Source organism: Kosakonia sp. H7A (assembly GCF_003028445.1).
GTDB classification, from domain to species: Bacteria; Pseudomonadota; Gammaproteobacteria; order Enterobacterales; family Enterobacteriaceae; genus Kosakonia; species Kosakonia radicincitans.
The window spans coordinates 1,653,320-1,667,075 of sequence record NZ_PYTZ01000001.1 but is presented as its reverse complement, the minus strand read 5'-3'; the positions used below and the strand labels follow the sequence as shown (position 1 = coordinate 1,667,075).

The following is a 13,756-nucleotide window of genomic DNA, read 5'->3' as shown; positions in this document are numbered from 1 at the left end:
AATATGAGTGGAAATTTCCACCATAATATAAAGCTAAAAGGACATTCGGGATGCGCAGGCTATTACCAGTAAGCCAAAAGTTTCGCACTCAGCTAATACAAACAAGTTTGTACTGTATGGGCGTTGCCGGAATACTCATCTTGTTTGAATCGCCAGCGGATTTATCTCACAACTGGGCGTCCTTATTATTCAGAAAAATGATTATTAGTTTTGGTTATGGTTACAGCGCCTTGTTCAGCGCATTGCTGCTGAGATGGATGAAGCCATCACTGTCTGAAGCAAAAATTAACGGTCTCTCTTTCATCTGTTGCATCCTGTTTGGCAGCCTTAATGCCTATTTTTGGTTTAGCCCGTTATCTTATAACGAATTTTTTCTGAATCAACGTTCGACGCTGGCCCCTGGTTTCATTCTGGCCATTGTGAGTTTCACTTTCTTTTATATCCACGAACAGAAATTAAAAGCGCAGAACGCGCTCGAAGTTGCAAAGCGCCAACAATCTGAGCAAAAGAAAGCGCTGGCACTAAGTCAACTCAAACAGCTTCAGAGCCAAATAGAGCCGCATTTTCTTTTCAATACCATGGCGAATCTGGATGTCTTAATTGATAAAGATCCTGCACTGGCAAAACTTCTACTGGTTAATTTGACGAACTTGTTACGCGGGACCCTGAAAAAAAACCGCAGCGATTTTGTTAATATTGATGAGGAACTGGCGCTAATCGATGCCTATTTATCTATCCAGCAAATAAGGCTTGGTGCGCGTTTGGTCTACAAGATAAGGAATGAGTTCAGCGCTGGTGCTTTTTTTATCCCGCCCATGTTAATTCAGCCATTGGTTGAAAACGCCATTCGCCATGGTATCGAACCGCAACACCGAAGCGGATCTATTGAAGTGACGGTGAGAAAAGAGGCGGAAGGCGCATGTATCCAGGTCATTGACAATGGCTGCGGGCTTTCTATGGCACCATCATCCTGCGGGCATGGTCTGGCTCTGGAGAATATCCGGCAAAGGCTGGATGCAATCTATATGGGGAAGGCCCGGTTACGCATCAAAGAAAATCCGACCCAGGGGGTTACTGCTGAAATTTTCATCCCGCTAATAGTCACCAATTCAACGCCGGAAATGCGCAATGACTAAAAACATAACCGCAATTATTGCTGATGATGAGCCTTTACTGAGATATCAGCTCAATAAAATGCTGGCAGATGTTTGGCCTGAACTGGACATACTGGCCAGCTGTGAAAATGGGAAAGAAGCGTTTGATGCCATCGCGGAAGAGCAGCCTGATATTGCCTTTCTGGATATCCGTATGCCGGAAATGGATGGTATGACGTTAATACGCAGGATCAGCCAGCTGGATAAATTTCCGTTAGTCGTATTTGTGACGGCCTATGATGAGTACGCCGTACAGGCATTTGAAACCAATGCCATCGACTATTTGTTAAAGCCGCTGAATGAAAAACGGCTGGAGCAATGTGTGTTGAAAATGAAGCAGCGGCTGAATGAGAATACGGCAGACAAAGCCACACCCGATCTGAATGCACTGTTCGAAAAGTTTCAGTCTTTCCTGCCCGTTGAACATAAAAATTATTTGAAATGGGTTCGTGTGCAAAAAGGCGAGGATATTGAATTAATACATTGTTCCGATATCCAGTTTTTTAAGGCGGAAGATAAGTACATATCGCTGTATAAGAAAAGTAAAACGCAGTCAGATATTTTCTTGCTGCGCGGTTCGCTGCGGGAACTGTTACTGCAACTTGATCCGGAAGAATTCTGGCAGGTCCATCGCTCTGTTGTCGTCAACGTTAACGCCATTGAAAAAATAAAAAGAGACTGTACCGGTAAGATTCAATTAATCATTGGTGGGCATGTGTTACAAGTCAGTCGGGCAATGCAGAACAAATTTCTCTATAACATCTAAATAATAAAAGACCAGAGATCGCGTTTACTGCTAACTGCACATTATCAATGCTGGTTATTAATCAGGAAAATACTGTATGGCATAAAAATATCCATTGCAGCAATAACCATATTTAATAATAACTTACGACAGGTATTAGCAAATTTGTTTGCGAAGAATACCTGCGGATGATTATTGCCTGAATTACAGGTTGTTTAATATCTGACTGTCAGTGGATATTAAATACTTGTGATTGGATTCCTTTTGCCTTTTATTTGTCTGTAAATATTTTAAAGTAAAAGTAATTGATTTTGTAAAATTAGATGATATTTTAAAACGTAATCAGACATTGCTTATTTATATAGCCTTCTCAGGGCTTGTGTTTGTATTGAGAATGGATGATTCAATTTTTGAGCTGCAATAGAAGATTCATGGTTACGCTTAAATATAAGCAAGGAGAAGTGTCATGAGCCATATCTTTACCGATGTTATAAATCATCCTGCATATAATGAAAAACCTTTGGCGCTGGTAGTGGCAGGTACTGCTGAGATAGGACGGAATGTCATTAATTCATTAATTAATGATGGTTATCTCGTTGTTTTTACGTGGTTCAGTAATGAAGCTGTAGTCAGCGATATGAAGGCGCGATATCAAAGCGCTGTTATGCCGGTTCAGCTGGATTTGACCTCTGAGCATGACGTCGTGCAATTCTGTACTGCCTTAGAAAATATCAAAGTAGATGTAGCCATCTACTGTGCTGGTAATAACCCGGCGTGTCTTTGCGATGAGCTGAAACCCGAAAATATTCGCACCACAACGCGTCTTAACTATCTGTCGGCAGTATTAATTTTTAATACTATCGTCAAAACGATGAAGCAGTATAAAGAAAATGAGACCAAGCTAGTGTTTATCAGCTCGGTGGCGGCCAAAAAAATCAGCGTGGGCAACTCGCTGTATGGTTCGACAAAAGCAGCAATGGAAAGATATCTCTCCAGCGTCGCTCTGGAAATGGCCAGATTCAATATCAGGACGCTATGCCTGAGCCCTGGTTATATCAAAACAAAAATGCTCCAGGACTATTGTGCGAAAGAAGGGAGAAGTATCGCCAGTATAGAAAAAACGATCCCAATGAGAAAAATGCTGGCTACTGAAGATGTTGCAAATGCCGTCAGCTCATTTATTAACGGCACAATTATTACTACAGGCGTTTCATTAACGATCGGAAATGGTGAGGGGATAATCTAATGTATATTTCAACAATTAATCAGATTTTTAAAGATATCATGTACCTGGATGAAGCAGAAGAGCTTGATCCGAACAAGTCATTGTTCTCTGATTACGGGATGACCTCGATTGATTATATTGATTTTGCCTTCGAGTTAAAAAAACACTTCAAAGTTGACGTTAGCCCTGAAAGCCTTTGGCCGGTAAATAAATGGGCGACTACAGAAGATTACTACTCATTTGATACCAAAGAGTGGACCAGCAAAGGCCTTACTGAAATCAACAATCTGCTGGGCTTAAAAGGAGCAGACGCGGTTGATAAAAAAATTCAGTTCAAGGAGCTCTACTCCTATTTCACGCTGAACTATATCAACCAACAAATATCAGCCGTTAAGACGCAGGTCGCGTGATGGAAAAGGTCTATATAAAAAACTATGGTGTGCATCAGCAATTTGCCACCAATAGTGCGGCGCTGAGCCAGTTACTGGCCACCGCGGGGGAAATTAACCCCCATGATCTGGACTACTACAGTTTTTCGACACCATCGGTGGTGGAAAAAAAGTGGGTCAGCAGAGAGGACTGCTCAGTACTGAACTCAATGTCAAAAATGGCGATCAATGCGCTGATCGATTTTAAAAGCAAAGCGTGCCTCGACGAGCATGCAAAAGCCTTTCTTTATACGGCATGTGACAGTGAGGAGCACAGTTTTACTACGCTTTTTGAAATTTGCCGTAAATACAACGATGATGGTTCAGTCTGGAAACATATCCAGCAATATAAAGAGATGAATAATCCTCTTGATATGCTGAGATTACTGCCAACTAATGTGCTGTATCACACCTCAAAATTATTACGTGACCATGAGGAAGGTACACCGTTACGCGCCGCATCGTTAAGTGGCCTGGTGGCATTAAAACTGGCCTGGGCTGACATCGTTAATTCAACGGCAAAAGAAGGGGCAATGGTGGTGAGCGCGGCAAATATGCTGACCTTCGATAGCCTGGCCGTTTTTAAAAAGTTTGGTGAAATCCGGCAAAATGCTACGGATGCGTCCGGTATTATCCCCAGTTGGGGGGCGGCGGTGATGTCTTTAGACAATGACAGCCGCAATGCGCTGGCTGAATTAACCTCTGTCACTGTTCACTACTGCCTCAAAGTCAGGTTTGAACAAGAGGACTGGGAACGTTTGTTGGGCAAACAGCGGACACAACAGGGAGAACCCGATGTTATTATCAGTTATAACAACGGTATTCGCGCACAAAAAATAGCTGAGTATTCTGCGCTAGAGAAATTTTTCCCCCGGGCAAGGGTTATCAATTATAAAGCGAAAACCGGTTACACCGGGAAACTCAATAATATCCTGGATATTTTATGCTGCCTTAATGATCCCGCTATTCCTTCAGGAGCCAGGGTCATGCTGAATGGCGCTGGTATCAATTATGGTATCGGGAACATTTGGTTAATTAAAAGCTGAGGAAAGGATCATAATGAATACCCATTTCGATGCAGATACTTTATGTATCAGTGCATATGGCGCGGTCACGCCATTAGGCAGCAATCTGGATGAAATTCACGCCAGCTTTATGAATGAGAAAAGCGGTATACGGGAGATAAAGAAGTTTGATCACCGCTATTTTCAGACGCATGAAGCCGGTATCCCTGTTGAAGGTAATGCCTCAATTAGCTGGCCTAAAAAAAGCCCCTTCAGAAACGGCGAGCTTTTTTACGCCGGATTAGCAGCAAAGCGCCTGCACGATCGGCTGCGGCTACAGACATATTATTCTGCGGAAGAAATTGGCTGCATCGTGGGAATCGACGAGCCGGCGATCGATATTGAACAGTGCATCGGTTTTTCGGAAAAAGTTCCTGCTGATGCGGATAAGCAATGCCTGGTCGATGCTGCGCTGGAGCATTTTAAAATTGGTGATTTTCTCGATCTTGATACCACCGCTGTTCTGAAAGCGATACATGAAATCATCCCCTTTGCGGGTCTCAGCTTCGCGCATTTAGGCCTCTGCTCGGCTTCAACGCAAAGTATCGGCCTGGCTATGCGAGCTATCCGCAGCGGCGAAATTAAAGCGGCAATTTGCGGCGGTGTTTCAGCCAAAGTCACGCCGTTGAACCTTGCGCGATTAGAAGGAATGGGGGTGATCTCGACCGATGAACACTATTGTGGCACCGCGCGTTCGCGGCCTTTCGATCGGCACCGCAGCGGATTTGTCTTAGCAGAAGGCGCGGGGCTGTTCGTCATTGAAAAGCTATCCAGCGTATTGGCGCGGCAGGACAAGCCTCTGGCCTATTTATTGGGTTATGGCGGCGCACTCTGCGCGCAGCATATTGTGATGCCGCATCAAGACGATCTGGAAATGCAATTGTCGATGGAACGGGCCATCGAACATGCAGGGGTTGACCGTAATACGATTGACTTTGTGAATACGCATGGAACATCAACATTACAAAATGACCAGCACGAAGCCAGCGCAATCAGAAAAGTATTTGGTGAGCACAATCCGGCGATTGTGGCGACGAAATCGTATCACGGGCACCTGATTGCGGCTGCCGGGGCGATGGAAATTCTGGGCGTGCTGGTTTCATTTCAGCATGATCTCTTACCCAAAATTTTGAATTGCGATGAACCCGATCCGCAATTACCCGATGGCATTGAACTTGTGAATGAGCATCAGCACCGGCCGCTTAAATACGCATTGAAAAACTCATTTGGTATGGGCGGTGGCGCAGGCAGTCTGGTTTTAGGAAATCCAAAATATCTGTAAGGCAGACATCATGCTAACAATGCATTCCTTATTAGAAAGAAACTGGCAAGTAATTTGTCATGACAGTCAATATTCGTCAGATGATGTCACCATGCTGACAAAGGGCTGTGCCAGTAGCGTGGTCAGATATTTTCGTCATCGCCCGCAGGTGGAACAAAATAAGCTTTTTGTTTTTGTGATTAGAAATAATTTCGAAGGCATGATCAGCTATTTTGTTGCTTCTGCGCTCAGGTTGAAAGCCTGGATAGTCAATATTCATGACCTTGACATTGTTGATATGCTGGTTGATACAGATTGTATTGCGGCTTTGGTTATGAGCAATGAAGTCAGGGATATTAATACGATAAACCAGCGGATTAATATCTCATTTGACCGCTGTTCGACGCTTGCGAGCGAGAAGCTTGATGGTTTTACTGAGTATACGTGTGCGCGTTTTTATTTTTGCACCTCCGGAACAACCAGTACGCCTAAGCTGATCCAGTATCATGAAAATACACTGATTGAAAACGCATGTGCGGTGAGCCAGTATCTCAAGCTCGGCAATGAAGATCGCTCATTGTGTTATTTTCCGGTGCAGTATATGTATGGTCTCTCAACCATGCTGTGTGCATTTTTATCGGAAAGTAGACTGGTATTTGAAAAATTCCACATCAGCAATATTGGTGAACTTGTTTCACACTACAGCATTACCAATTTGCCTTTAATCGGCGACTGGATGCTGCCAGTCAGCGAAATTTTTACCAAAAGCCGAATTCACGTAAACAATATCCTGAATGCATCCGATCGTCTGCTTACCGTGCAGGCAGCGAGCATCCTTTCATCCTGCAATACATTGTGGAATAACTTCGGCCAGACCGAATCCGGGCCTCGTTTATTTCATAATGGGATTCGGTCGCCAGGTGATATTGAAAAAACCAGCAAATATGGCGTTGTAGCGCCCGGTAAGGTCATGACGGATAGCATCAAAATTGATTTGCGTCCCGTCGATGTGGAGGCGTCTGATTCAGTGTGCCGGATGTTTTATAAAACGCCTTTCGCTTGTGATGGCTATGTCGATAGCTACCTGCAATTAAAGCCGCGAGCGGAATGGTTTGATTCCGGCGATCTGTTTGTGAAAGATGAAGCCGAATGTTATTACTGGATTGCCAGAGCGGTGAATGAATTCAAACACAACGGCAAGTTTATTCCGGTTCAGCTTATTTCAAATGATATTGTGAAGAATGCCGGATGCCTGCGACACTATTTTTCAAAAGCGCAGAACGGCGATCTTTATCTCAATCTTGATATGTCCGCGAGCAGTGCGCAGATAAAGACAATCACCAAGCTATTGTCAGATAAATGGTATCAGTATGCATTCAGAATAAATGTCAGAGAAATCGCTACGACAAAAACAGGGAAGATAAAATGTGCAATATAGGGTAAGAGTCGTGGCATGAATAAAGTGTATGTTAATCGTCATGCAAACAACTATCTGTGCATTGTGAGTCACTCTTTTTATGCCGCTTATTTAAATGTCGACAGGCTTCATCGCTATTTGCCGGTCTCAACAACGCGTACAGCGGAAAAGATATTGTGCCGTGAAATGGCCAGAGTGCTTTTTGTCGATATATTTAACAGGATTTTGTCTGGCGTCGATATGGCCCACAGTTCCGTAAGCCATGGACGGAATGAAAGCGTTATGTTGGTGAATAATGATCCGCGGATTCATTCTGTCGGGATTGATATCGAGTTTATCGAAAAGGCGAAAGCACCAAGGCCATTTATGCTGAATTATTGTGAAAAATATGCCCGTTTCTCGCTGGAGCAGGCGCCGGACAACCGTTTATGCACCACGATATTCAGCTGTATGGAGAGTCTGTATAAGGCATTGTGCGCCATTTCGGCATGTACTTTTGATATCAATGATTATTTATTAGTTGCACATAATCGGGTGAGATGCGTTTTCCGCTATCTTGGCAAAGTACCTGAATTTAAGGGAAGGACGTTTATTTGTAACTGCTATTACCTTGAACAATCCGTAATAACCGTCGTTTTGCTGAATGCATCTTTAACATCAATCATTTTAGATGATCTGTTATATGAAGAGATGAGCGTCGCAATACCCGGTTAACTTTTTAACAATCCTGTGGCATAGCCATCAATATATTTAAGGAATATTGGTATGAACGATTTGCTGGTAGATATCACACCTGAACACTATGAAACTTACGCGACAGAAGGTACATCACCGTGGAACGAATATTTAAAGGAAAGGATTCTGGAAGAAGCAGCCAGTATTACTTCGCCGAGAAAAAAGATTCTGGATATTGGTATGGGAACCGGCCATATGCTTTTCGACCTGTTCCAGTCGCAAAAACTCACTGATTACTCCTTTTATGGGGTGGATATTGATCCGCGCATGGTGCGTTTTTGCGTTAAAAAATGTAGCGAGCTGAAATGCCAGCACGTATTCAACATCGTTGAAGCCAGCGTCAGTAATTTACCGTTTCCCGATAATTCATTTTCAATGATCTATGCCCGCTCCGTTATTCATCACTGGGCTGAACCTGCAAAAGGATTGCAGGAGCTGTGTCGTGTTCTGGATAGCGGCGGTCGCATTATTATCCACGAACCGCTGGCCGATGCAGAAGAGACCGCGCTGGGTGTTTTCAATCAATCACGTAGCGAGTGTGGCGTGACGAATATGTCCACGGAAGAAAAATTCACGCTGGCGAGTCTTACCGCGCTTATGCACTGCTGCGATCTTGACGGGATAAGCTGGACAGTGACGCGCGGAGAAGGTCTTGCTGCCCTGGGCTGTGAAATTTTTATTAAAAAGGCCTGAGCCATCATGGATTATTGCTGCGCTGAGATGTATGCAAAAATGCAACCGCGGATTACGGCAATCACCGGATGCCAGGCATTCGATTATGCGGCCTTCCGTGATTCAGTCAGGATGAGTTCCCACGTTTATTCAACCACTGGCGACAGTGGTTCTTTGACGCAGCGGGACCCTGCGGCTGAACAAATACCGATGCTGCTTGGCGCCACAAGCGGCACCACCGGGGCGATGAAAATGATCAGCGTCCGTTTAAAATCCAGCAAGGACGCGGTCAGCGCATCGGAGCACAATTTAATTCATAACCTGCGGTCACGGCAGGTTTTTTCCGCAGGAAACGTCGTTGGTAACCTCTTTACGATTAACCTGTTTTCATCCTTACACTATTCGGCGTGTGAAATTTTAAAACATTGTCGCGCGCATGTGGTTCCGGTCGGCGATATTGCATTGCTGCAGAAGAATCATTTCGATTTTCTGGCCGAAATTCAGCTCTCGACGCTGTTTGGTGTGCCGGCCACTCTCGTTCAGTTTGTGGAAACTATGCTCCGGCTTGGGGTTCCGCTGTCCATTAAAAAAGTGGTCTTTACCGGTGAACCGATGTTGGCCGCGCATGAAAAGTATCTGCGCGAGGTACTGGGCGATGACCTTCGGGTAATCGGTTTGTACGGCCTGTCGGAGTGCGGTTTCATTGGGATGTCTGTCGAGGGGCATCATAATAAATATCTGCTGTTCAGCGATGACTTCTTCTTTGAATATGACGATAAAAAAGGGCTATTGGTCACGTCGCTGGACCCGGATGCCTCACGTAAACTTGTCAGATATCCGGTAGGGGATATGGGCAAATTATCCGTTGAAAATAATCAACTCTATTTTCAGGGTATTAAACGCAACGCGATAGATTTTAATTTCATGGGCAATCTGATTAGCCATGAAAAAATAGCCAGAATGATTAATCAACGATTGCCTGAGGCGATTGTTCAAATCGTCTTGTCGTTATCCGCTGAGAGACAAGAAATCATGGATATTAAAATCTGCTGCGGATTATCTCATGCCTCTGATTTGTCCGGGCTGGAGAACGAAATCTGTCATTTGCCGGATATTTATGAAGCCTATATGAAAAACCGGGGACATATCAATCTCACCGTTGTTGAGTATAACGCTCTGCTTTTTTCACCCAGAGGGAAATGTCTGCTGGTTTGCGACACAAGGGAGTCATGCTAATGCAACTTGATCACTTGCTTCATGAAATTGTGTTAGTGAATTCGCATCCGATTGATGAGCATTCACTCTTTTCTATGGATTTTTACGACAGGCTCCAGCATATCAGTATGCAATTTTCTGCTGCACGTAGAGAGGATGCCGCCGTTTTTAATACCTTTATTGATACCCACAAGGATCTTCTTGCGGAACTGGATCGTAAAGCGCTCGACTATGAAATGAAATATGAAGAGCAAATGTCAGGAATGATGTCCAGGCGCCTGGCGATCCCGCAATCTGAGCTTGAGAGTATCAGCAATAACAGAAATAAGTTTATCGATTTTTATCGCCAACTCTACAATGCAGAAAGGGCGCTTATCCGCAGTGATGCGGAAAATATTTGTCATGTGGGTTGCGGGCCGATGCCAACCAGCGTGCTGATGTGGGCAAAATATTCAGCATGTCAAATAACCGCGCTGGATATTATTCAGGATGCGGTAGCGCAGGCGCAAAATGTTTTCGATTGCTGGCGTATACCTAAAGACGTGGAGGCGCATCGCGTTCGTTTTTTATGCCAGCCAGGAGAAGCGTTTGATTATAAGGATATGGATGTGATCATTTTGTCCTCTTCCATTATGAATAAGAAAAACCTCTACGCTGCCATTAAAAAAACGATCACCAAAACGGTCGATGTGATCGAGCGGGAACCTAACTTTCTTTATGAGTCAGGATATCTGAATGCTGATGAAATGGCTGAGCAGTTTATCGCCAAAACCACGCTCAATAATGTCAACATCAGGCTCTACCGCCTGTCGCCGGAGCAACAGGAGTAAATCATGTCAGATGATGTTATTGATAATTATGATTTAGATAATAACGTGTTGTTTATTCGTGGATGCAATTTGATCGACATTGCCGATGCAAACCGTTATTTGCAGAATGCCTGGTTTGCACTGACCGGCAGCCTCGTTAATGAAGAACAGATGGATCGGCTTATTCAGAGCGCCAGCACCGAACTGAAACAAACGGACCCTGTAACGAAAATTAAAGCGATGCATCAACTGATCAACGCATTGCCATCACTGACCTTAATGCAGCGATTTATGATGTTATTGTCGCAAGTTGAAGTGTCGGCGGCACAGTGTAAGGTTATGGCACCGGTAAACGATGGCGACTGTCTGAAAATTATCTTGCTTATGCCGTGGATTATTTCGCTGACGCGTTCCTCGGAGTCATTTATTGATTTACCGGCGATCGAAAATTGCAAAAGTTTTGAACACTATTTTTGGTTAGCGTTAACCGGTAAGGCGGCCTCTTCCGGCCTGGATGATGAGGCGCGTTGCCGGTTTATGTCTCTGCTGTTGGGCGGGTTTGGTATTGTGACGCCTACTACCACCACGGTAAGGTTTATTGCCAGTACCAAGAGCGATGTTATTTCTGCATTAATCGGTGGGTTTTGTGCCACCGGGCCTGCGCATATGGGCGCCTGTAAATATGCGATCATGAGGCTGTCCAGCGTCATTGATGATGTTGAAAAAGGGAATATTGATGCCGCGGCAAACCATTACTGCAAGGACAAGCCCTGGCCGGGGTTTGGTCATCCAATCATGCGCAATGATGTCCGGGTCGATTTCTTCTTTTCACGCTTTCACATGTTGATGCGGCCCTTCAGTGCACTTGCCCGTGCCATTTCGGACAACAGCGGGCTGCAACCCAATGTCGATTTTTTAATTGCCAGCGTCATGAGCGCGCACCGGGTTATGCCTGAACTGGGGCTGCTGGCCTTTTTTGTCTGTCGGGTGCCGATACTTCTCGCGCACTATCAAGCGCGGTTTAGCGCCCACTCCTTTGGTTTGTCATCAGAGGATTTAAGAGAAAAATATAAAAAGGTTCCCCAATCATGGCTATAAGTCATCGCATCGGAGCAAATTTCCTCGGGATATGTCAGGGCATAGCCTTAACGGGATCGGCGGCGGCTTGCGGACAAATTAATATTTCCCACTGGGATTTAGCGCATAACTACCTGAAACCGGGTTTGTTACTCGAAGCCTTGCATCAATTTGCCGTTCGCTTCGCCACTGCGGTTTCGAAAAATACCGATCCAACCTGGCGCTATCTGCCGGTGATGGTGGAACAGTTTGACTCTGCCGCCAATTTTGATAGCGAACTGTTACGCGTTGAAGGGCATATTGAACTTATTAATGATGCTTACCGTATTCACTGTAAGGCCACTCCACGCGATAATCACCGCGCTGTTATTGCGCAGGCTATTATCATGGTCAGCAAGGTCTACTTACCTGAATCGGCTTCCGACAACGCCTCGCCATCATTCCTCGGTGATTTATATAATGTTTCTCCGTTAACCGGGGATACTTATTCTTTTTCCTTTAACGCGCATCATCCGCTTTTTCAGGAGCACTTTCCCTCCCGGGCCGTATGTCCCGGTTCATTGTTGATTGACATGGTTCTCTCGTTAGCGTCGTGCGAGACGGCGGAGAATATCGCTTTTGTTGCGCTGGAAAAAGTCAAATTTATTGAAGCGGTTTATCCGGGAAATGCCTATCTGCTTTCCATTAAACGAGATGCCGGGTGTGATTCGGGCGGTGTTTTTTATATTCATTCGGAAACTAAAAAACGATGCACGTGCGGCAAGTTTTCTATTAAATATAGAAAGGATGATGCGATATGTTCAATATTATAATTTCCTTTATTCCGTGGAGTATCTACTCATGGGTGGTCAATGAAAACGTGTTAACCATCGTTGAAAGGTCACTGATCTTAAGTGTGATCTTACTGTTTATTATTGTGGTGAACATTAAAATTGTCCGACAGGGAGAGCCAGTGATGATTACCAATATTCTGACGGTAATCATCCTGTTTATTAATTACTTTGCCGGATGGTCTACGTTGTTACTGAATTACCCAACAAGTTTTTGTTATCTGTCACTCGCGTTCGTCTCGTTTATGAGTCTGTTGGTCAAGAAACCCTTTACCATTTTTTATGCCAGTGCCGGTGTTTCTGAGGAGAAACGCAGGCATATCATGTTCTACCTTATCAACAAATATATTACATGGATTTGGACAATCATCTTTCTTGCCAATGGCCTGCTCAATGCATTTTTTGCATGGACTCCCCAGCTTCGCCTGGCCACTATTGGCCTGGTCTGTGTTGGTATTCTTTTTTCTAAATATCTTCCTAACATCATGCGATACTTTTATCGCGTCAAACACCATGGTGCATAATATGTCATTATTAACGATTTTGACCGGAACTCCTGTATGGGTCTGGATTTTGCTTGTTTTTCTCATTGCGAGAGGAATAAATGCATTGAATGACCGGGAAATGGAAGTTAAACGGCTTTTTCTGTTGCCGTTAATCTTCCTTTTTTGGGGGGGAAGCGGCGTGATTAATGAACTGGCATTCCCGCACTGGGGAATGGTATCCATGCTGGCGGGGCTACTCATTGGCGGCAGCGTTGGCTGGTTGCTCTGGCGCTCTGGCCCGCGTTTAAAAATCAAAGAGGGAACGGATTTAATTATTCGTCCGGGTACGCCATTGACCCTGATATTTATCATTGTTGCTTTTGCTACCAAATTCGCGTTGATTTTTTTTCTCAATGTCGAACCGGATTTGAAATACGCGTTTAATTTTAATCTTATGTTTGGTCTGTTGAGTGGAATTATCGACGGTGTGTTTTGGGGCGGAACGCTAAATTTATATTTTACGCCCCGACAGGCCGAGAAAGGCATCTGAATACATTGGCGCCAGCGTATCACTGCCTGGCCTCCGGGCCACCGATAAGCACATGCGCGGGAGAATATGCAGAACGCTCCCGGACTGAG

The 13,756-nt window shown here is 44.6% G+C and carries 15 protein-coding genes; all 15 read left to right on the top strand.

Going from position 1 to position 13,756, the window contains the following annotated elements; genetic code table 11:
- Window positions 1-50: 50 nt before the first annotated feature.
- Window positions 51-1,136: a sensor histidine kinase gene (locus tag CWM66_RS07780; RefSeq protein ID WP_079516892.1), complete on the top strand. Its 1,086-nt coding sequence runs from the start codon at window positions 51-53 to the stop codon at window positions 1,134-1,136.
- Window positions 1,129-1,920, top strand: a complete 792-nt coding sequence (locus tag CWM66_RS07775; protein ID WP_071920271.1) for a LytTR family DNA-binding domain-containing protein — start codon at window positions 1,129-1,131, stop codon at window positions 1,918-1,920. Before CWM66_RS07780 ends, CWM66_RS07775 begins: the two co-directional genes overlap by 8 nt.
- Window positions 1,921-2,365: 445 nt before the next feature.
- Window positions 2,366-3,145 carry an SDR family oxidoreductase gene (locus CWM66_RS07770; RefSeq protein ID WP_007373371.1) on the top strand — a complete coding sequence of 260 codons (780 nt, stop codon included), beginning with the start codon at window positions 2,366-2,368 and terminating at the stop codon, window positions 3,143-3,145.
- Window positions 3,145-3,534, top strand: coding sequence for an acyl carrier protein (locus CWM66_RS07765; RefSeq protein ID WP_007373372.1), 390 nt, complete (start codon window positions 3,145-3,147; stop codon window positions 3,532-3,534). The genes CWM66_RS07770 and CWM66_RS07765 overlap by 1 nt, the downstream gene beginning before the upstream one ends.
- The gene (locus CWM66_RS07760) at window positions 3,534-4,598 is read left to right on the top strand and encodes a hypothetical protein (protein ID WP_107146445.1); all 1,065 of its coding nucleotides are present in this window, start codon (window positions 3,534-3,536) and stop codon (window positions 4,596-4,598) included. The genes CWM66_RS07765 and CWM66_RS07760 overlap by 1 nt, the downstream gene beginning before the upstream one ends.
- 13 nt (window positions 4,599-4,611) lie before the next feature.
- Window positions 4,612-5,898: a beta-ketoacyl-[acyl-carrier-protein] synthase family protein gene (locus CWM66_RS07755; protein ID WP_007373374.1), complete on the top strand. Its 1,287-nt coding sequence runs from the start codon at window positions 4,612-4,614 to the stop codon at window positions 5,896-5,898.
- 10 nt (window positions 5,899-5,908) lie between these two features.
- Entirely contained in the window at window positions 5,909-7,315 is a 1,407-nt protein-coding gene (locus CWM66_RS07750) for an AMP-binding protein (protein ID WP_107146444.1), read from the top strand.
- A 15-nt stretch (window positions 7,316-7,330) separates the two neighbouring features.
- Window positions 7,331-8,008: a 4'-phosphopantetheinyl transferase superfamily protein gene (locus CWM66_RS07745; protein WP_107146443.1), complete on the top strand. Its 678-nt coding sequence runs from the start codon at window positions 7,331-7,333 to the stop codon at window positions 8,006-8,008.
- A gap of 51 nt (window positions 8,009-8,059) precedes the next feature.
- A complete protein-coding gene (locus CWM66_RS07740) occupies window positions 8,060-8,722 on the top strand; it encodes a class I SAM-dependent methyltransferase (RefSeq protein WP_107146442.1) in 663 nt (220 codons plus the stop codon).
- A gap of 6 nt (window positions 8,723-8,728) precedes the next feature.
- Window positions 8,729-9,937, top strand: coding sequence for an AMP-binding protein (locus CWM66_RS07735; protein WP_107146441.1), 1,209 nt, complete (start codon window positions 8,729-8,731; stop codon window positions 9,935-9,937).
- Complete coding sequence (locus CWM66_RS07730; RefSeq protein ID WP_007373379.1) at window positions 9,937-10,746, top strand: class I SAM-dependent methyltransferase; 810 nt, start codon at window positions 9,937-9,939, stop codon at window positions 10,744-10,746. The genes CWM66_RS07735 and CWM66_RS07730 overlap by 1 nt, the downstream gene beginning before the upstream one ends.
- A gap of 3 nt (window positions 10,747-10,749) precedes the next feature.
- Window positions 10,750-11,823 carry a citrate/2-methylcitrate synthase gene (locus CWM66_RS07725; protein WP_090397514.1) on the top strand — a complete coding sequence of 358 codons (1,074 nt, stop codon included), beginning with the start codon at window positions 10,750-10,752 and terminating at the stop codon, window positions 11,821-11,823.
- Window positions 11,814-12,614 carry a beta-hydroxyacyl-ACP dehydratase gene (locus tag CWM66_RS07720; protein ID WP_107146440.1) on the top strand — a complete coding sequence of 267 codons (801 nt, stop codon included), beginning with the start codon at window positions 11,814-11,816 and terminating at the stop codon, window positions 12,612-12,614. The genes CWM66_RS07725 and CWM66_RS07720 overlap by 10 nt, the downstream gene beginning before the upstream one ends.
- A 140-nt stretch (window positions 12,615-12,754) precedes the next feature.
- Complete coding sequence (locus tag CWM66_RS07715) at window positions 12,755-13,156, top strand: hypothetical protein (RefSeq protein ID WP_233218367.1); 402 nt, start codon at window positions 12,755-12,757, stop codon at window positions 13,154-13,156.
- Between the two features lies 1 nt (window position 13,157).
- Window positions 13,158-13,667, top strand: a complete 510-nt coding sequence (locus tag CWM66_RS07710) for a DUF6622 family protein (protein WP_035887163.1) — start codon at window positions 13,158-13,160, stop codon at window positions 13,665-13,667.
- Window positions 13,668-13,756: the final 89 nt, after the last annotated feature.